Annotated in this window: 14 protein-coding genes and 1 pseudogene; 7 read left to right on the top strand and 8 right to left on the bottom strand. The window is 51.3% G+C overall.

Annotated features, from left to right (window positions below):
• The first annotated feature begins 5 nt into the window (after nucleotides 1–5).
• The 3 genes from RFF05_RS02825 to RFF05_RS02815 all read left to right on the top strand — a co-directional run bounded on the left by RFF05_RS02825 (nucleotide 6) and on the right by RFF05_RS02815 (nucleotide 9,166).
• Nucleotides 6–6,446 carry an S-layer homology domain-containing protein gene (locus RFF05_RS02825; protein WP_409968919.1) on the top strand — a complete coding sequence of 2,147 codons (6,441 nt, stop codon included), beginning with the start codon at nucleotides 6–8 and terminating at the stop codon, nucleotides 6,444–6,446.
• A 299-nt stretch (nucleotides 6,447–6,745) separates the two neighbouring features.
• Nucleotides 6,746–7,030 (top strand): DUF6110 family protein, encoded by a 285-nt coding sequence (locus RFF05_RS02820; RefSeq protein WP_409968918.1) that lies wholly within the window; start codon nucleotides 6,746–6,748, stop codon nucleotides 7,028–7,030.
• A gap of 18 nt (nucleotides 7,031–7,048) precedes the next feature.
• The gene (locus tag RFF05_RS02815) at nucleotides 7,049–9,166 is read left to right on the top strand and encodes a heavy metal translocating P-type ATPase (protein ID WP_409968917.1); all 2,118 of its coding nucleotides are present in this window, start codon (nucleotides 7,049–7,051) and stop codon (nucleotides 9,164–9,166) included.
• A 110-nt stretch (nucleotides 9,167–9,276) separates the two neighbouring features.
• Here the strand turns inward: RFF05_RS02815 and RFF05_RS02810 are convergent, their stop codons facing one another.
• From RFF05_RS02810 to RFF05_RS02790, 5 genes and pseudogenes are all read right to left on the bottom strand, one after another.
• Nucleotides 9,277–9,558, bottom strand: a complete 282-nt coding sequence (locus tag RFF05_RS02810; RefSeq protein WP_409968916.1) for a DUF4491 family protein — start codon at nucleotides 9,556–9,558, stop codon at nucleotides 9,277–9,279.
• A 63-nt stretch (nucleotides 9,559–9,621) separates the two neighbouring features.
• Nucleotides 9,622–10,418: pseudogene (gene zupT / locus RFF05_RS02805) on the bottom strand (zinc transporter ZupT).
• Nucleotides 10,419–10,526: 108 nt separating this feature from the next.
• On the bottom strand, nucleotides 10,527–11,459 hold the full coding sequence (locus tag RFF05_RS02800; RefSeq protein ID WP_409968915.1) for a hypothetical protein: 933 nt from the start codon (nucleotides 11,457–11,459) through the stop codon (nucleotides 10,527–10,529).
• A complete protein-coding gene (locus RFF05_RS02795; RefSeq protein WP_409968914.1) occupies nucleotides 11,456–12,187 on the bottom strand; it encodes an ATP-binding cassette domain-containing protein in 732 nt (243 codons plus the stop codon). The genes RFF05_RS02800 and RFF05_RS02795 overlap by 4 nt, the downstream gene beginning before the upstream one ends.
• Nucleotides 12,180–12,872 (bottom strand): GTP-binding protein, encoded by a 693-nt coding sequence (locus tag RFF05_RS02790; protein WP_409968913.1) that lies wholly within the window; start codon nucleotides 12,870–12,872, stop codon nucleotides 12,180–12,182. The genes RFF05_RS02795 and RFF05_RS02790 overlap by 8 nt, the downstream gene beginning before the upstream one ends.
• A 170-nt stretch (nucleotides 12,873–13,042) precedes the next feature.
• Here RFF05_RS02790 and RFF05_RS02785 point away from each other — a divergent pair, with 170 nt between their 5' ends.
• The 4 genes from RFF05_RS02785 to RFF05_RS02770 are packed head-to-tail and all read left to right on the top strand — an operon-like array spanning nucleotide 13,043 to nucleotide 16,077.
• Nucleotides 13,043–13,696 (top strand): Crp/Fnr family transcriptional regulator, encoded by a 654-nt coding sequence (locus RFF05_RS02785; RefSeq protein WP_409968912.1) that lies wholly within the window; start codon nucleotides 13,043–13,045, stop codon nucleotides 13,694–13,696.
• Between the two features lie 14 nt (nucleotides 13,697–13,710).
• Nucleotides 13,711–14,751, top strand: coding sequence for an ABC transporter substrate-binding protein (locus tag RFF05_RS02780; protein WP_409968911.1), 1,041 nt, complete (start codon nucleotides 13,711–13,713; stop codon nucleotides 14,749–14,751).
• Nucleotides 14,741–15,499, top strand: a complete 759-nt coding sequence (locus RFF05_RS02775) for an ABC transporter permease (protein WP_409968910.1) — start codon at nucleotides 14,741–14,743, stop codon at nucleotides 15,497–15,499. The genes RFF05_RS02780 and RFF05_RS02775 overlap by 11 nt, the downstream gene beginning before the upstream one ends.
• Nucleotides 15,496–16,077 carry an ATP-binding cassette domain-containing protein gene (locus RFF05_RS02770; RefSeq protein ID WP_409968909.1) on the top strand — a complete coding sequence of 194 codons (582 nt, stop codon included), beginning with the start codon at nucleotides 15,496–15,498 and terminating at the stop codon, nucleotides 16,075–16,077. Before RFF05_RS02775 ends, RFF05_RS02770 begins: the two co-directional genes overlap by 4 nt.
• A gap of 209 nt (nucleotides 16,078–16,286) precedes the next feature.
• Here RFF05_RS02770 and RFF05_RS02765 read toward each other — a convergent pair whose 3' ends face one another.
• The 3 genes from RFF05_RS02765 to RFF05_RS02755 are packed head-to-tail and all read right to left on the bottom strand — an operon-like array spanning nucleotide 16,287 to nucleotide 18,743.
• The gene (locus RFF05_RS02765) at nucleotides 16,287–16,946 is read right to left on the bottom strand and encodes an ABC transporter ATP-binding protein (protein ID WP_409968908.1); all 660 of its coding nucleotides are present in this window, start codon (nucleotides 16,944–16,946) and stop codon (nucleotides 16,287–16,289) included.
• Between the two features lie 17 nt (nucleotides 16,947–16,963).
• A complete protein-coding gene (locus RFF05_RS02760; RefSeq protein WP_409968907.1) occupies nucleotides 16,964–17,719 on the bottom strand; it encodes an ABC transporter permease in 756 nt (251 codons plus the stop codon).
• On the bottom strand, nucleotides 17,709–18,743 hold the full coding sequence (locus RFF05_RS02755; protein WP_409968906.1) for an ABC transporter substrate-binding protein: 1,035 nt from the start codon (nucleotides 18,741–18,743) through the stop codon (nucleotides 17,709–17,711). Before RFF05_RS02755 ends, RFF05_RS02760 begins: the two co-directional genes overlap by 11 nt.
• Between the last annotated feature and the right edge of the window lie 125 nt (nucleotides 18,744–18,868).

Genomic DNA, 18,868 nt, shown 5'->3' with positions numbered 1-18,868 from the left:
AGAACATGAAAAATAACCTTTTTAAGCGGATTTTTTCCGTGTGCTTGGTGGCCGTTCTCAGTGTGGGGTTACTCCCCACTGAGATTTTGGCCGCAGAAATTACCGCCCCAGACTATTTGGAACTAAACGATGGCTACTTGAGCGTGAAAGTCTCCAAAGACAACGGTGGCTTCCTTGTGGACACCGTGGAAGGGGATAAAACCCTGAAATCGGACGACAATAAATACCTGCTCTATCCCGATGAGCTGTATGACACCTCTTACACCACCTTCCGTGTGGTGCAAGAGGGGGTGGCCACAGACTATATCTTTGGTCGTAGCTACGGATTTTTGGGCATTGATAGCTCCAATGTCACCTTGACCCAACCAAATGACAGCGCCATTCAAGCCACTTGGAGCGTGGATGGGTTTAACTTCACCCAAACCTTAACCCTGCAAGACCAATTGGGCACGGAACACGGCATGGTGCGCATCACCTACGCTGTCACCGCTGACGCAGGCACCACCGCCGATAGCATCAGTGCCCGTGTCATGCTAGACACCGCCTTGGGCTATAGCGACACCGCCATTTACCAGTTTATCAACTCTGACAGCACCTACACCACCGTCACCACAGAGCAAGCCTTGGATGGCGAAGATTACACAGGCACCTTCTTCGCCTATGACGATGCTACCAACCCTTCTGTGGTGGCCTACACCGTCAACGATGGCACCGCCCCCACCTCTGTGGCTGTGGGGCACTGGAACAATTTGGCCTCTAGCGTGTATGATTTCACCCCAGATGACACCTTGAACTTCACCACCCAGTATAATATGGAATACATGACCGCCGACAGCGCCGTGGCCATGTATTACGACATGGGTGCCGTTTCTAGCACCACCACTGGCTACGCCTCTACCTATTACGGTGTCTATTCCAACATCACCACTTCTGATGAAGACAAGGTGAGCATCAACGTCAGCTATGCCCCCACCGCCATGGTGCTCAACGAGGCAGAAGACGGCTATTTGGCTGACACCGCCAGCAACGAAGCTGGGGATTATAGTGTGACTTTGCTGGTGAAAAACGTCACCGCCGAAACCTTTAGTCCCACCATTGCCGTCTACCCCGAAGAAGGGCTCACCTCCCGCGATTTAGACGGCGACCTGCGAAGCGATGTGAGCTGGAGCAGTCCCTATTACCAACAAATCTCCAATTTGGAGCCCTACGAAGAACGAGCCATTACCTTCACCTTCCACGCCGAGCCTATGGTGGACAGTGGGTATCGAAAAATGACCTTCACCGTTTATGACACCGATTCTCCCTCTAGCTTGCTGATGGAAGACCAGTGCGGTGAACGAGAATTGTATGTCAACTGCCCCGGCAGTGCTGGTAGTACAGTCGTCTCCTTCTACAGCTTGACCCCAGAGAGCGTTTATGTCAGCGGCTCTCGCAATCTCTATCTCTCTGGGCAAAACTTCTCCGCTCTGCGTGACCAAACAGCCTACGATATTGTGCTTCGTCCAGTGTCTGGCGGCACCGATGTCCGTGTGGCAGATGCCAACGTGTCCATCGACACCAGCGACAACTCGGGCATCATCGTTTTGGATCAAACCTTGAAAACTGGGATTTGGCAAGTGGTGGTGGATTGGGATGATGTGACCACCCCTGATACCATCAGCTCCTCTCTCCAATTCACCGTCAGCGATAACCCCGGTCTGCAAGATTTGAAATACGGCATTGTCACCATCGAATCGGATGGGACGACCGCTGCTGGTGAGAAGTACAAAATCGGTATGTACGCCGATGAAGCGGCCTATGCCGCTGCCTATTCCTCTGCCACTGGCACAAACGGTAGCAACGAAAACGTGTACCTAGAAATCCGCGGAGAATTTAGCGCCGTGTATGGCGAAGATGGCACGGAGAATGCAGGTGAGCTACTGTCTTTGACTGCCACCTCTATTGCCAATGCCGACGGCACCGTCAGCTCCACCATTAACATCAACGATTGCTTGGACATTGAAGCTGGCACGGTCATCATCAATATTCAGCGACCAACCAGTGGCGCTACCGACCAAATCATCGACATCAACATCGATGGCAACGTCTATACCACAGGTGCCCGTACCAAGATATGGAGCGGCGTGTGCGCCATCACCTCCTTTGAAAACTATTCCGCCTACACCATGCTCCAATACACCTCTACAGGTGAGGAAACCACTGAAACTGAAAACACCATCGGTCTGCTGTGGCCTGGTGCCGCCAGTGGGTGGCAAACCTTGGCTGGCATGGTGCTGGAACTGCGGTACTGCCAATTTGGGTTTATGAGCAACAGCGACGAAACGGATGAAAGTGCCGAAAAAGTCCGCATCATCTCCTTTGGTGCAGAGTTAGACACCAGTATGCTACTGCCCACCGCTTTGGATGCACTGGTGGACGTTGCGGCCAGCCCCATGGAAGAGGCGCAAATCTCACTGGCTTACTCTACGTATGATGCCGATGATTTGCGTGCCATCGAAGACACCTATCGCCTCAGCCAAACCGCTTGGGAAGATGTGGCTGGCGCCAGCATGGCTTTGTACGCCCATGATATTCTCTTTGGCGGTGGCTTCATCGGCTTTAACACCTCCATTGAGTTGGAAATCCCTGCCTTTGCCGATGGCTTCCCCTCTATTGAAGGCGCTCTTGGGCTGAAAGTGATGAACAGCGAGTGGGCCTTTAGCGTAGAAGGCGCCGCAGACTTTGTGGTTTTGGAAATGGAAGCCTCTTTCGCCCTCATCAGCTACAACGGCATCCCAGTGCCTGACACCATGTATTTCTACATCGGGGGCTTTACCCCGGGGCTGAACGTAGAAGGTATGGGTATCTTCTGGATACAAGGCCTAGGTGGCGGCGTGGATCAAATTTACGAAACCTTCTTTGTCCCCTCGGGCGTTCCACCGCTGACGTTGTTGTTTAGCGGACAATTTGCCATCTTTGGCGTTATGTCTGCCCGTGCAGACCTGTCCTTGTCGGCACAGAGAATCAGCGTTGCCATGAGTGATATTTCCATCTCGAACATCGATATTTTAGACCTTATGAGTTTTGAACTGCAATGGTATCCCACCATGTATATGGCTGGTACCGTGGAAACCAGTATGTTTGATATTATCTCTGCCTCTGGCATCCTCATGGCGGAAGAAATGGATACCTACAACTATTTCCAAGGGGTGCTAAGTGGTAAAATTTCCGTGCCAGACAATATCTTGCTCTTTGGTGGTTACACCGCTGGCTCTGTTGAAATGGGCTTTGACATCGACCGCCTTTGGGGTTCTATCTATGTGCTCGGTGGTTACGCTGGCGTCTCCTATTACTGGGGCGAAAGCGTGGAATTTGGCCTTGGCATATATGACACCCCAGAAGCCGCTACCTCTGGTATGGCCATCGCCTATGACGAGGTCAACGACCGCACCTTGTATATGAGCGTCAACTATATGGATGACCCCAGCGCCACCTTGGTCTCCACTGGCGACAATCTAACTCACACCCTGACCCGTCCAGAAGGCATTGCGGAAGATAGCTTTGTCTCCTTGACCTACAGCGCCGTAGATTATGCCGCCGCATTGGCCTATCGCAACTATATCACCGTCAGCGACTATACCTTGAATTGGCTGGATAGCACCAAAGATTTGGACGACCCAACCAATGCCAATGCCAACGCCATGATGCGCTATGACGCAAGCACCCAAACGGCTTACGTCACCATCAGCTTCACTGGCGGCACCACTGGCACCTACACCATCACCTGTGATACCCCCTCCACCGCAGAGCTGTATGGCTTTGCTGTGCAACCAGAGCTGACGGACATCAGCTATACCGATAACAAAGCCACTGTCACTGGTGATTTGGTCAACTTCGACGGTCTGGTGATCTACGCAGAAGATGCAGACGGCAACGTGTATACCCTGTATAGCACAGATATCCCCACAGACGCTTCTGCTGGCGTAACCTTAGACATCCCAGTGACCATGCCCACTGGCACCTATACCTTGACGGCCGTGGCTTACAACGACACGACTGTGCCCCGTGTGAGCTTGGAAAATTGGTCTTACACCAATCCCAACCAACCTGCCGCCGTCACCAGTGCAACAGCAGCTTTGGGTGGGGACTACTCCATCGATGTCACCGTGCCTGCCGCTACCACAACCACCTATGACGGCTACCGTGTCACCATTTACAATGCAGACGGCACACCAACTGTCCTCTCTGGGCTGGATATCTCTGCTGAAAACGGCGCTCTGCCCACCACCTTAACTGTAGGCGGTCAATACAGCACCACTATCTATGAGCTAGAAGACGGCACCATAGTCACCGCTGACACAGACGGTGCCGTGGCACGCACCGTTATCTTTGGCCTAGAAGCTGGCAACGACTACACCGTTGGTGTCACGGGTTACAAGTATGTTACCGATGGCGCGTATAGCGTGGAAGTCTATTCTGCTGAAACCAAAACCAGTGCCATTACCATGGTGGCACCTGTGGATGTAAACATTGAATTGTCCATCACAGATGCCGTCCAACAACCCGTCTCTAGCACCGCCAACCTAGCCATCCAAGGCTATGACACCATAGACGCTGTGGGTTCTAGCACCGTAACTGTCAATGTTTCTGGCGTTGATAAAAACGGTACTTACAGCCTAGATGGCAGTGACTACACCGCTTTCTCAGGCTCCACCATCACTCTCATCGACGTGGACAATGGCACCCATACCTTAACCGTTCGTGGTGAAAATACCGCAGGCGACGGTGGGGAAGAGAAATACCTCTTTGTGGTAGACACCGTGGGCCCCACCTTGATGCTCAGTGAAGACGGCGGTGGCTTCTTCGACGGCACCAGTGTCACCCTCTCTGGCATCAGCGAAATCAACGCCACACTTCATGTCACCGTGGAAGGCGTGACACAAGAAATTACCCCCACTTGGGATGGCAACCGCTTCTCTGTCACCATTTCCCTAGACGACAGCTGGGCGTACCAAACCATCAACCTTTGGGCAGAAGACACTGTGGGCAACCAATCCACCACAGCCATCCTCACCTTGACCAATCGCCTCATCTGCGATGAAGATGCCACCACTGTGCTGTATTTGGGTGACCAAGATATCACAGGCCAAACCCTTTCCAATGTCAGCGGTCAGCTGAAGCTGGGCGTGGATGTAAATGGGAAAGTGGTGTTCTTCAACACCAGCAACAGCGCAGGACATCGCATCGAATATTCTGAGCAAATCATCCGTGGCTCTGCCTCTGTCAGCGATGCTGGGGTGTTGACCCTGTCTGACGACAGCTACGGCATGGTCAGCGCCAGTTTGGAACAAATGTCGGCTTACGCCACCTTTGGCGCAGACTTGCTGACCAACACCATCACCTTTGCCGCTGACCAAAGCTATAGCTTCACCATTTCTCAAGCCATTACCTTCAATGCCACCGCCGACTATGGCACTGTCACCTATACCTACGCACAAGACACCACTGGTGACAGCATTCCTCTTGTGTTCACCGATGTGGTGCCATCTAGTGCAGGGCTATATATCGTGTGCGCCACGGTGACAGAAAGTAGCACCTACGAAGGGGTTGTGGCATACCAATCCTTCACCATCACCGAAAGCACCAGCTCTGGTGGTTCTACCCCCTCTACCTATAGCAATGGTGTGACCCAAGCTGAAAACGGCACCATCACCCTGAGCCCCACTAAGGCACAATCTGGCACCACCATCACCATCACCGCTACACCGGATGAGGGATACCAAGTGGGCAGTATCACCGTCACCTATGCCTCTGGGCGAGAAGTCACCGTCACCGACAACGGAGACGGCACCTATCAATTTGTGCAACCTGGTGCTGCTGTGTATATCGCTGCAACCTTTGTGGAAGAAGGCACCGGAACCACCCAAGAATCCACAGATATTAGCTTTAGCGATGTGGTGGATGGCGCGTATTACTACGATGCTGTGCAGTGGGCTGTTGAAAATGGTGTCACCTCTGGCTACGACGATGGCACCTTCAAACCCAACGACAGTGCAACCCGTGCCCAAACCGTCACCTTCTTGTGGCGCGCCGCAGGGGAACCATCTGCAACTGCTGACACCGTCGTCGCCGCCTTCACCGATGTGGTGACAGGAACATATTACTACGACGCCATGGTGTGGGCTGTGGAAAACGGCATCACCACTGGCACCACTGAAACTAGCTTCGCACCCTCGAACACCGCAACCCGTGGTCAAATCGTCACCTTCTTGTGGCGCTTGGCTGGTTGCCCCGTTGTGGAAGGAGAAGCCATCAGCGATGTAGATGAAAATTCCTATTGCTACAACGCTGTGTTGTGGGCTGTCAGCGAAGGCATCACCACTGGCTATGCCGATGGCACCTTCAAACCCAATGACCTGTGCACAAGAGGACAAATTGTTACCTTCCTCTATCGGTATCTGGGGTAAATTGTATTGATTTTCTGTTCAACCAGATGACAGGTAAAACGTCATAGCAAAAAAGATGGTGTACAAAAGTGGCTCGCCACTTTTGTACACCATCTTTTGCATACCAGTGCGGCTGTCACCTGAAAGTTAGTTAAAGAAGTGTGGGTTAGATTGTGCTAATTTATTATGAATTTAGAATGAACTAACCAAAAAGTGCCAACTAACTACAAAAAAAGTATTGAATTTTTTAAAAAATGCTTGCAAAAAACAAAAATTTATAGTACACTAAATTTACAAAATTATAATAGGAGGACATCTCTATGTTAGATTGTTTCAAAAAAGATTGTTTGATTTGCTTCGCCACTGGTGCTGTGGCTGGGATTTTGGGGCTGAAGTTGGTGAAAACCGATAAGGCACGCAAATTGGCTGTGCAAACCATTGCCCACGGCATGATGGCGAAGGATTGTGCCATGGAAGAAGTGGCAAACCTGCGTGAAGAAGCCGAAGAAATTTGCAACGAAGCCCGTGCAGTGGCAAAGGCAAAAAGCGATTGCGATTGCGACTGCGACTGCGGTTGTGACTGCGACAGTGAAGAGGCTGAATAAAGACAGGAGTGAGGACAAATGCAATATCAAATTGTAAGTCGTCGTTCTGGATTTTTACGGCTCCGCTTTGGTAAATACGTGTTCACCAAGGAACAAGGCTACGGTCTGGCGTCCTTGCTGAGCGCCACCCAAGGGGTGGAACGGGTGCAAACCAACCCCGTCAACGGCGGGGTGCAAATCACCTATAGTGGTGATTTGGAACAACAACTGCTTCAAACTTTGTCTGCTTTGCGCCAAGCTGACTTGGTGGAGGGTGCGGCCACAAAAGAGCAAGAAAAGTTAGAAGCCACCCGTGCCTTCCAAGAAAAAGCCATCTTTATGGTGGGGCGGAAGCTGGTAACAGGACTGTTCATGCCATCGCTGATGCACACAGGCTATGTGTGGTGGCGCAGTGGGCGCTATTTGCGGATGGGGTGGCAGGCCTTGCGTGGTCGTCGATTGTCGGTGGAGGTGCTAGACGCCACCGCCATTGGGGTGTCTTTACTCTCTGGCAACCACGATACGTCTTCTTCTATCATGTTCTTGCTAGAACTGTCGGAGATGATGCTAGAGTATTCCAATGCCCGTGCCAAACACGCCTTAGCGGACAGTCTTGCCATCCAAATCAGTCGTGTGTGGCTGGTGGTAGACGGCGAAGAAGTGGCCATCTCCTTGAAAGAAGTGCAAGTGGGCGACGTGATTCGCGTCCGCGCTGGCAGTATGATTCCTGTAGACGGCGCCATCGTAAACGGCGATGCGTTGATAAACGAAGCCACCATGACTGGAGAGCCTTTGGCTGTCCATAAATCCAATGGTAACACGGTGTTTGCTGGTACCGTGGTGGAAACTGGGGAAGTGGACATCAGTGTCCGCACTTTGAGCGACGACAGTCGTATTTCTAAAATCATCCAACTGATTGACACGGGGGAAGATGCAAAAGCCCACATCCAAGGTAAGGCAGAACGCTTAGCCGACGGCATTGTGCCTGTCAGCTTTGGGCTGTTTATGGCAACGTTGCTGCTGACTGGCAACTGGGCCAGAGCCACCTCAGTGTTGATGGTGGACTTCTCCTGTGCCATTAAACTCACCACCCCCATTTCCATTATTTCCGCTTTGCGAGAAGGTGCCCAGCGTGGCATGGTCATCAAAGGTGGCAAATACTTAGAGATTTTATCCACGGTAGACACGGTGGTCTTTGACAAAACGGGCACCCTGACCAATGCGGTACCCAAGGTGTCGCAAGTGATTTCCATGGCAGAGGACTATCCCCAAGAGCAGGTGTTGACCATTGCTGCTTGCCTAGAAGAACACTTCCCCCACAGCATGGCAGCCGCCATTGTGGCGGAGGCAGAAACCCAAGGCTTGCACCATCCGGAACAGCACGAAAAAGTGGAATACGTGGTGGCACACGGCATTGCCAGTGGCTACCACGGTCACCGTGCCATCATCGGCAGTCGCCACTTTGTTTTTGAAGATGAAGGGGTACCCTATCCCAGCGAAAAGGGTCCGTGGATGGAAGAAACAATTGGTGCTGATAGCGCTGTGTTCCTAGCCATTGACCAGAAGTTGGTGGGTGTGATCTGCATCAGCGACCCACCTCGTGACGATGCCAAGGCCACCATTGAAGCCTTGCGAGCACAGGGGATTTCCCAAATCATGATGATCACTGGCGATGGGGAAGCCACTGCCAAACACATCAGTGAGCAAGTGGGCTTAGACGGCTATTTCGCCGCTGTGTTGCCAGATGGTAAGGCGGCTTTGGTGCAACAGTTGAAAGACCAAGGGAAAACGGTGCTGATGGTGGGCGACGGCATCAACGATGCCCCTGCATTAAGTTGTGCCAACGTGTCTATGACCTTAAACGGCTCGTCTGACATTGCCCGCGAAGTTTCCGACATTGCCATCTTATCTGATTCTCTGGAAACCATCGTGGAAACACGGAAATTGGCTTGCGCCTTGATGCGCAAGATTTCTAGCAATTATCAGTTTATTGTAGGCTTTAACTCTGGGCTGATTTGCGGTGGTATTTTTGGGCTGTTGCCAGCAACCACCACCGCTTGGCTCCACAATACCTCCACCGTAGCGTTGGCTGGGCTCTCTGCCCGCCCTGTGTTACCTAAGGAGAAAAAGGAGGAAACCAACCATGAAACAACATAAATTCTGGGCATGGGTTGCCCTCATTGGCATGGCTATGTGTATGTGGACAGGCCATAAACACCGCTAAAATTGTAGAAAAGAGCGTTACGGACAGCCGTAACGCTCTTTTTTTATCGTTTTGGATTCTTGGGATACCAGCCTCGTTCTACGCGCTTTTCTTGCTCAAACACCTCTTTGATGCTCCAAAGGCAGGTGAAGCCCAGCACCGCGGCAATGGCGGAATAGGCAGTGGAATGGAGGAACACGCTGGCAATGAGAGACGCTAATCCTGCCACTAAAAACACCCAGCAGATTTTTCTGCCAAAGTAATATTCCCCCTTGAGCACCAAAGGGTGAAACAGTCCAATCAAGAAAAAGGCAACCGCCCCTACCAATAAACCTTCAAGATTCATACGCCACCATCCTTTTTTGATACAGTCTATTATACAAGGAGATGGCGTATGCCGTCAAGGGAATTAGAGGAATAACAGCAGGCTCACCGCCATCACCACCATGCCAGAAATCAGCCCGTACATAGAATGATGGTGCTTGCCGTAAGCACGGGAGCAGGGGAGGAGTTCATCTAGCGAGATGAACACCATAATCCCTGCCACGCTGGCGAACAAAATGCCAAACACCAAATCGCTCATAATGGGCATGAGCAACCACCAACCCACCAAAGCCCCACGGGTTCTGACAAACCAGAGAGGAAGGAGTAGATAAAGGCCTTTTTCCGTGAGCCAGTGGCGTGATAAATGGGCACAGACACCGCAATGCCCTCTGGGATGTTGTGCATGGCAATGGCGGCTACAATGGGGATGGCTACGTTGGGTTCTTGCAGGGCAGAAATGAAGGTGGCCAGCCCTTCGGGGAAGTTGTGGATGGCAATGGCCAAAGCGGTGAACAGCCCCATCCGCATCAGACTTTGGTTTTGTGGTGTTTGGGTGTCGTCGTTCCAATTGGTCACTTCGTGGGGATTTTTCTCCGCAGGAATCAGATGGTCGATGAAGGCAATGATTGCCATGCCACCGAAAAAGGCAACCACGGTGGCAATGGCACCGCCTTTGCTGCCTAGCTCTAGGGTTAAGGATTGTTGGGCTTTTGGGAAGATTTCAATCATAGAAACGTAAATCATCACCCCTGCAGAAAAGCCTAAGCTGACAGACAAAAAGGTTTGGTTGGTGCGCTTAGATAAAAAGGCAATGAGACTGCCAATGCCAGTGCAAAGCCCAGCCAGCAGTGTCATGGAAAAGGCGAATAGTGTGTGTTCCATAGGGAATCCTCCGTGGTCGATAAAATATAGTTAGTTAGAGCTAACTTAGTAAAGGATACCACACCTCGCCCCTTGTGTCAAGGAGGGAGGTGTGAGTGGGAGATTTTATTAAACGACAGGCAATGGTTTGGCTGTGGGGAGCTTTGCGGTGTACAGATCATAAAACGATTCATTGTCTAGGTCATCTAAAAATTCTTGGGTGACAATGGCGTAATCGGTGATGGTGTCTTCCACGGTTGTGGCGGTTTTGATGTCTGGGGCGATGATTAAATTCCCTTGCTGGGCGTAAAAATCACACAGTTCAGGGCAGAGAATTTCCCTCATCACCGCTTGTCCCACCTCTGGAGAAATGCGCTGAGAACAAGCGAAATAAGAGGGGAGCAAACAGGTGCCTTCTGCCAAGGTGGTGGCGAAGGTGGACACCCCATCTTGGCGCATGGCGTAGAGGGAGGGCACCAAAGCGGTGGTGTTTTGACCCATCCGCACGGATTGGAAGGCACCGATGGGCATATCGTACACGGTGGATTGACCTAGCAAGGCGGCGGCGGTTTCTTGTCCATAGGTTTGCCATGCCAGTTTGGTGATGGTTTTGCCTGCAGAGTTGTTAATGCCCCCAAATGCGAAGCCTTTTTCACTTGCCATAGTAGCAAGTGTTTTGCCTTCACAGTGGCTCGTATCACGGGTATAGCACACCAAGGGAATGGCCACAAAGGGGAGGAGGGTGTCTTTGCGGCGCATGGACTGGATGAGGGGTTTGTCTTTCAGGGTCATCCACAGTTGGCAGGGGTGCAAGCCCCCTAATTTATTGTATAAGCTGGGTTGTTCCACCGCTTCTAAATCAGCGGTGACGATGATGTCTGGCAAAATAGCATCTGGCTGTGCCAAATATTCGCACATATGGCTTTCATAGCCCAGTCCGAAAAAGCGAATTTCTAGGTCAATGCCTTGGTTTAATAGGGTTTGTTGCACCTGAGAGAGGTGCTTTTTTTCTTGGTTGTGAAGGACGCAAATGTGGTTCCAATAGAGTAAAACATGGGTCATAAGATGGACGCTCCTGTTCGTAATTGTTGTTGACGCTGTTGGTGTAAAGCGTATTCACTTGTCATTAGCTTATAGAGTTTTTCTTCCTCTGGAGTGCGCTGGATGTGCTTGGCGATACCCCCATTTTCTAGCACAATCCGCTCGCTGGCCATCAAGGCGGTGTGGGGGTCGTGGGTCACCAGTACCAGTAGTTTATCCTGACCTAGCAGGGCTTCAAAGGCCTTGATTTTGTCAATGCCGGCGTTTTCAATTTCATCCATCAGCACAATGGGGCTGTCGCAGATGAGGGCGATGTCGGCAATCATCAGCGCTCTGGTTTGCCCACCGCTGAGCAGGTTCAGGTGCATGGTGGCGGTGATGTGCTCTGGGGTGATGGTATTGGCTAAGTCTAGCACGGTTTCAAGTGGAATATCACGTCCACGGCATTGGTTGTGGAGGGTCACAAAGTCTGCCACATTGGTGTCTAGCATGAAGCGCATATTTTGTCCCAAATGGGCAATCAAACCTTGGGTTTTGGCACATAAAATGCCGTTTTCTCGCAATACTACACGGCGCTTGGACACGGACTCACCTTGCACCAACTGCTCTATGTCTTGCACCAAACGGCTTTTGCCTGCGCCAGTGTTTCCCACTACTGCCAGCAAGGTTCCGCTGTGTAAGGTGATGGTATTGAAGGCTTCTGGGGTGCCAGATTTATCTTGTCCTGGGTGAATTTTTAGTTCAAACATGGCGCACCTCTGGGAATTGAATTTTCCCCACCACCCCTTGTTGGTAGGCACTGCCCACACGCTGTTCGCCCACGCAATAGGAGCAGACGCCCATGGGCATGGTGTGGCGCAAGGTGTCCTCTTGGATGGATTGGGGCAGGGATTGACTGGCGATGTACCGGTTCAGCGGTTCCATGCCATAGCCTGCCAAGGTGTCCACTGGGAACAGCTTGGCGGTGGGGTTTAGCTGGGCCAATTTCCATAGCAAAATTTCCCGCTCTGCTTGGGATACCATGTCGATTTTGGTCACCACGATGAAATCTGCATGGAGCAGCATGGGTCCCAAACTTTGGGGCGCTTGGGCACTGGTGGTGCAATCCACCACGCACCCAGCACACATCATCTTGGTGGCAGGGGAGCAGCGGTGGCACAAGCCTGCGGTTTCAATCACCAAGGCATTGCCATGGTCATCGCACCAAGAAAACAGCTCTGGCAGATTGGACACCAAAAAGTGGTCGGGGCAAATATCACCGCTGACCCCCAACACATAGGGGGTATCACCATAGGGGTTTTGGCTGTCGGCACCGTGGGCATAGCAGTCGATTTTGCACACGCAAGGGGATTGAATGGATGTCAACATCCACCGTAACACCGCTGTTTTCCCCACAGCGGAGGCGCCTGAGAGTAAAATGAGTTTTTGTGGCATGGGCACTCCTGTCTGATTACATAAAGGTTAGTTTATGCTATCTTAGCGGAAAAACATCCTCTTGTCCGTCTCATTTGAGACGATTGTTTACAATTTACCCCTTGCTTTTTCTTTGGAGTTTGTTATAATTAACCCTGTTGTTAGCGAAAACTAACCAAAGGAGGGGTGGTATGGAACATCCACCTAGCAAGCTGGCAGAACGTGTCCTTGGTGGCACCGTGCTGTTTGAACATATGGCACTGCCTCTACACCAAATCCCTTGCTTCATGGTGGAAAAAGGGCAACCCATCCACCATGTGAACGGGGAAGGCATTGTGTGCATCATCAAAGGACAGGTGGACATTTTCACCACAGCTTTAGACGGCAATCATGTGTGTTTGTCCACAGCAAAGGTGGGGGATTTCTTTGGCATTTCCAATTTGTTTGCCCATCAGGAGTTGCAAACTCAGCTCAAAGCCAAAACCAACGCACAGCTGGCCTACATATCCAAGGAGTTGTTTGTGGATCTGATGCACAAATATCCAGACTTGGGAGTGCGCTATGCCACTATCTGCAACGAGAAAATCCAGTTTTTGCTTGACCGCATTGCCCAGTTGACCATCCAATCTGCACGGCAAAAGGTGGGGCTTTTTTTACTGCAACGCAGTGAACTGCCCCAGCCTACCACGCTGTTGCCACGGGAGAAATTGGCAAGCTATTTGGGCATGAGCCGTGCATCGGTGTTTCGAGAATTGGCATTTTTCAAACAAGAAAACATCATTTCCCTGACAGGGAACCAGCTCACCATCCTCAATCCATCCCTATTAAAACAATATTGTATATAATGAAGGAGTACCCCATGAAAAAAATCACTGCATTGTTACTGTCTGCTCTGTTGAGCCTGACCGCTCTGACCGCCTGCTCTACCTCTGAAACTGTGGAAGAAACCGCTCCCGAAGTGGAAGCTGAAGTGGAAGCTGAAGTGGATGTGGCGACTGGAGCCACCGCTGACCCTGTGGATATGCACATCATGGCTATGAGCGGCCCCACCGCTATGGGCATGGTCTACATGATGAACGAAAACGATGAAGGCAACTTGACCGACAACAATTACACCTTCACCATCGCTACCGCCATCGACGAAGTGACCCCTCAAATTGTCAGCGGTTCTGCCGCCATCGCCGCTGTGCCAGCAAACGTGGCTTCTGCCCTGTATAACAGCACCGAAGGTGGCGTCACCGTGCTGGCCATCAACACCTTGGGGGTGCTCTACATCGTGGAAAGTGGCGACACCGTGTCTTCCATCGACGATTTGGCAGGTCAAACCATCTATGCTTCTGGCAAAGGTGGCACCCCAGAATATGCCCTGAACTACATTTTGGAAGCCAATGGCTTGACCGATTCTGTCACTGTGGAATGGAAGAGCGAGCAAGCCGAAGTGGTTGCTGCTCTGGCTGCCACCGAAAATGCCATTGCCATGTTGCCCCAACCCTTTGCAACCACGGCTCAAATGTCCAACGACACCATTCGTGTGGCACTGGATTTGACTGCGGAATGGGATGCCACCGACAGCGAAGGTATGTTGGTGACTGGCGTTGTGGTGGGTAACACCGCGTTTGTGGAAGCCAATCCCCACGCTGTGGATGCCTTCCTAGCCAACTATGAAACCTCCATCAACTTTGTCAATGACAATCTGGCAGAAGGCGCCGCACTGGTGGGTCAATACGGCATCGTGCCAGAAGCCGTGGCGTTGCAAGCCCTGCCTTACTGCTCCATCACCTACATGGATGGCGCTGAGATGGAAGCCGCTTTGACTGGCTATTTGGCAGAGCTGTTTGCCCAAAACCCAACCGCCATCGGTGGGGCTATGCCAGAAGCTGACTTCTTCTATGGCATCTAAAAAAATCCCCCTGTGGGTCATTGTATTTTGGCTTGCTGTGTGGCAGGTGGTGTCCATGGTGGTGGGGTACTCTATTTTGTGCCCCTCTCCATGGCTCACCTTGACCAAACTGTGGGGGCTAGTAGGACAAGCAAGTTTCTGGTTGTCCATCGCCACCACCTTGGGTCGTATCAGCACAGGATTTTTAACCGCAACCGCCACAGCTGTGGTGGTTGCGGTCTTGTCCCATCTGTCAAAGCCAGTGGGGGAGCTGTTAAGTCCATTGATTTTGGTGTTCAAATCCGTGCCAGTGGCATCGTTTACCATTTTGATTTTGATTTGGTTTTCCTCGTCCTACTTAGCCATTATCATCGCCTTTATCATGGTGATGCCTTTGGTGTATAGCAACGTTTTGACCGCCATTGAACAACTTGACCCTGATTTAAACCAAATGGCAACCCTGTTTAACCTGACCTCTTACACCAAAATCCGCTATGTGCTCCTGCCCCAAATCATCCCCTATTTTCGATCGGCTTGCCTAGTGGGTTTGGGCATGAGTTTCAAGGCTGGCATTGCGGCGGAGTTGATTGGTTTGCCTAAAAACTCCATCGGTGAACAGCTGTATGCCGCCAAATTGTACTTGGATACCCCCAGTGTGTTTGCTTGGACAGTGGCCATTGTCATTTTGTGTTTTTGGTATGAAAAGCTGTTTGCCACCGCCATCACTTGGCTGTGCAATCGACTGGAGAAGGTGAGGTGGACAGCGTGATTGAACTGAAAAACCTCTCCAAAACCTATGGGGAGCAAGTGGTGCTAGATGATGTTTCCATCATCCTTCCCTCAGGGAAATTGACCTGTCTGTTAGGCCCATCTGGCAAGGGGAAAACCACTTTACTACGAATTTTGATGGGCTTGGAAACCGCTGATGCTGGCACCATCACAGGGCTAGAGGGCTTGCAAAAAAGCGCTGTTTTCCAAGAGGATAGGCTCTGTGAAGGCTTAAACCTTTACATAAATATTCTCCTGCCACACCTGCAAAAAGGCAGTGATTTGACCCTGTCGCAAATTAAAACCGCCCTCCAAGCTTTGGATTTAGAGGGTAACGAGGGGAAGTTGGTGCGAGATTTGTCTGGTGGTATGAAGCGTCGTGTGGCCATCTTGCGTGCTCTGCTGGCACCCTATGATATCTTGTTTTTAGACGAGCCCTTCAAAGGCTTAGACGGCAAAACCAAAGAAAAAACCATGGACTATTTCAAAGAAAAAGCCCGTGGCAAAACCGTCCTTTGCATCACCCATGACGAAGCGGAAGTGGCGTATTTGAAGCCAGAGATGATTGTGCGGTTATGAAAAAAGCAATCCCTTTTGTAGGGGAGCGCATTGCGCTCCCGGCGGTAAGGTCTTTGGAATTAGAAAATGATGGGCGAATTCGTAATATGTTACGAATTCGCCCATCATTTTTACATATCACCAGCGGTTTCTGCGCGGGAGCCCACTGGGCTCCCCTACAAAGGGCGTAGTGGATTTGCGTAATTTTCGGTTTAAATACAGCACCCTGTTCACGTAATCGCTTCAATCACCTTTTGGCGTACCGCCAACAAGGTGGGGTCTGCTAGGGTGCGTTGGTTGTGGGGCGGTAAGGTGAAGGTTTCTAAGATGGTGGAAGGGCGTTTGGACAGCACCAAAATCCGATGCGCCACCAGCAACGCTTCGTCGATTTCATGGGTGACAAACAAAATGCTTTGCCGATGTGTTTCCCACACGGTCAAGAGCATCTGTAGCATTTCACGGCGCAAGCAATAATCCAAGCCCTGAAATGGTTCGTCCATCAATAGCAGTTGGCTGTTGTAGTAAAACGCACGGGCAATACCACACCGCTTTTGCATCCCACCAGAGAGTTGGCAAGGATAGTAATGCTCGAATCCAGACAAGCCAACGGCATCAATCAACCCTTGGATGGCGACTTTGTCGTCTGTTTGCCCCACCAAGGCGATGTTATCCCACACCGTGCGCCAAGGGAGCAGGCGGTCGTCTTGGAAGATAAACGACGTGGCCTCACCAGACACTTCGATGGTGCCAGTGGTAGGGGTTTGCAACCCTGCCACCATGTTTAATAGGGAGGTTTTGCCACATCCAGAAGGGCCGATGATGGCTACGATTTCGTTGTGCTCCACTTGGAACGACAGGTTTTCCATTACTTGCAAGTTTTCGAATGTCAAGTCTATAGCCTTTACACTTAGCATGGCTTCCCTCGCTTTCTAGGCAGGCGCAGTTTCATCAGCCAATCGGACAGATGGAACAGCACCACAATCACCACCGACCAAGCAATCACTGATTCTGGCTCTACGTTCAGTCGTGCAGTTTTAATCATGCCACCGATGCCGTCACTGGTGGTGAGCACCTCCCCCATGACGGCGATTTTCCAACCACTGCCCAGTGCCAATTCAAAAGCGGAACGGAAGTAGGGGGTGATGGACGGGAGTACCACATGGAAGAAGGTTTTTCTCTGGGAGAAGCAATACAGCTGTGCCATTTGGAGCAGGGATTTGTCCATGGATAAAATCCCTTGGCACACATTGATGGCAATGATGGGAGCGGTGGTGGTGACCACGATGAACACCACAGGCTTGCTGTTAAACCCAAACCACACCAGTGCCAGCACCACCCAAGCCACAGGGGGCACGGTTTGAAACAGGTGGATGATAGGGGAAAGCACCCCTTTGAAAAAGGGGCGCAATCCCATGGCAATGCCAGTGATGAGGCCAATGACCACACCGATGGAAAGCCCGATGAGCAATCGCTGTGTGGTCAGCACAATCATGGATTGGAGCTTGCTGCTTGCGAGGATTTCCCCCAAGGTGGATGCCACGGCAGAGATGGGTGGCACCACCAAAGGCGGAAAATACAGCGTCAAGCCTTGCCAAACCAGTAAAATCAGGCTGTAGGATAACAGGGTGTATCCAAGGCGCTTGACCCAAGGTTTAGCCAGCATAGTACATGCCGTCGTCAGGCAGAGCGCCACCAATCATGGAAGGCTCAAAGTCAAAAAGCATTTGGTAGAACATGTCCAGTTCGTAGTCAGCGTCTTGTGGGGTTTTGAATTCCAGACCCATGTTGGGCAAAGATGCAGTGATGACAGCGGCAGGCATCCCTAAGTATTCTTCAGCCAGAGCGCCGATTTCTTCGGGATTGTCCAAGCACCATTGGGCGGCCTCTGCGTAAGCTTCATTGAAAGCGGCAGTCAGTTCAGGGTTTTCGTCGATGAAGCTTTGAGTGGTGCCAAAGCCAGCGTTGGGCACCATGGTATCGGTGTCGTTGGCCCGTTGCCATTCGTCTTCAAAGCTGTAAGCCACGTACAAATCAGCGTTTTTCATCATGGCGATGGTGACTTGTGGTTCAATCAAGGTGCCATACACCGCTTGCCCAGAGGCCAAGAAGGCAGACACTTCGGCGGTGGTGGCATAGACGATTTCCACGTCTTCGCCCACCACCAGACCAGCTTCGTCTAGGAAGAATTGGGTCAGAGCATCGGGGGGAGAGGTTTGAAGAGGCACATACACGGTTTGCCCCTTCAAATCAGCCCAAGAGGTGAAATCGGGGTCAGAGGTCATGAAATAGGTGACGCCCCAAGTATTCACGTTCATCAGACGCACGTCCAAACCCTTGTTGTACAAGGTGGACACCACAGTCAGGGGGAAGGCGAACATATCGTGGCTATCGTCTTGCACCATAGCAATCAGGGTTTCGGGTTCGCTCCAAATTTCCAGTTCAATGGTCACGTTTTCGCCCAGAACACCACTGTCCATCATCCGCAGTACGGGCAGGGCAGGGGGTGCAGTGGGCACGCCCACTTTGATGGTGATGGGTTCGGCTTCTACCACCTCTGGGGTGGTTTCTTCGGTTTGGGTGGGTTCGGTGGCTTCTGCTTGGGTGGTGGTGGTGTCGTTGCTGCTAGAGCAAGCCACCATAGACGCAGACAGAGTCAGCGCCATCAATAAGGCTAAGAGTTTTTTCATACTAAAATATCCTTTCGTTTGGTTATGTCAACATTAGTGTCAACTAACCTTTTCTGTAAATACCAGTGGTTAGCAAAAACTAACCACTGGTATCAGTGTATCATGATTTCGCAGTAAAATCGGTT

Source organism: Bengtsoniella intestinalis (assembly GCF_039719005.1).
Taxonomy (GTDB): Bacteria; Bacillota; Clostridia; order Oscillospirales; family Oscillospiraceae; genus Oscillibacter; species Oscillibacter intestinalis.
The sequence above is the reverse complement of the archived record's forward strand: the minus strand, read 5'-3'. Positions and strand labels throughout refer to the sequence as shown.

Coding starts and splice junctions, on each gene's coding strand:
- RFF05_RS02825 (WP_409968919.1), top strand. CDS start 6: ATGAAAAATAACCTTTTTAAGCGGATTTTTTCCGTGTGCTTGGTGGCC.
- RFF05_RS02820 (WP_409968918.1), top strand. CDS start 6,746: ATGTTAGATTGTTTCAAAAAAGATTGTTTGATTTGCTTCGCCACTGGT.
- RFF05_RS02815 (WP_409968917.1), top strand. CDS start 7,049: ATGCAATATCAAATTGTAAGTCGTCGTTCTGGATTTTTACGGCTCCGC.
- RFF05_RS02810 (WP_409968916.1), bottom strand. CDS start 9,558: ATGAATCTTGAAGGTTTATTGGTAGGGGCGGTTGCCTTTTTCTTGATT.
- RFF05_RS02800 (WP_409968915.1), bottom strand. CDS start 11,459: ATGACCCATGTTTTACTCTATTGGAACCACATTTGCGTCCTTCACAAC.
- RFF05_RS02795 (WP_409968914.1), bottom strand. CDS start 12,187: ATGTTTGAACTAAAAATTCACCCAGGACAAGATAAATCTGGCACCCCA.
- RFF05_RS02790 (WP_409968913.1), bottom strand. CDS start 12,872: ATGCCACAAAAACTCATTTTACTCTCAGGCGCCTCCGCTGTGGGGAAA.
- RFF05_RS02785 (WP_409968912.1), top strand. CDS start 13,043: ATGGAACATCCACCTAGCAAGCTGGCAGAACGTGTCCTTGGTGGCACC.
- RFF05_RS02780 (WP_409968911.1), top strand. CDS start 13,711: ATGAAAAAAATCACTGCATTGTTACTGTCTGCTCTGTTGAGCCTGACC.
- RFF05_RS02775 (WP_409968910.1), top strand. CDS start 14,741: ATGGCATCTAAAAAAATCCCCCTGTGGGTCATTGTATTTTGGCTTGCT.
- RFF05_RS02760 (WP_409968907.1), bottom strand. CDS start 17,719: ATGCTGGCTAAACCTTGGGTCAAGCGCCTTGGATACACCCTGTTATCC.
- RFF05_RS02755 (WP_409968906.1), bottom strand. CDS start 18,743: ATGAAAAAACTCTTAGCCTTATTGATGGCGCTGACTCTGTCTGCGTCT.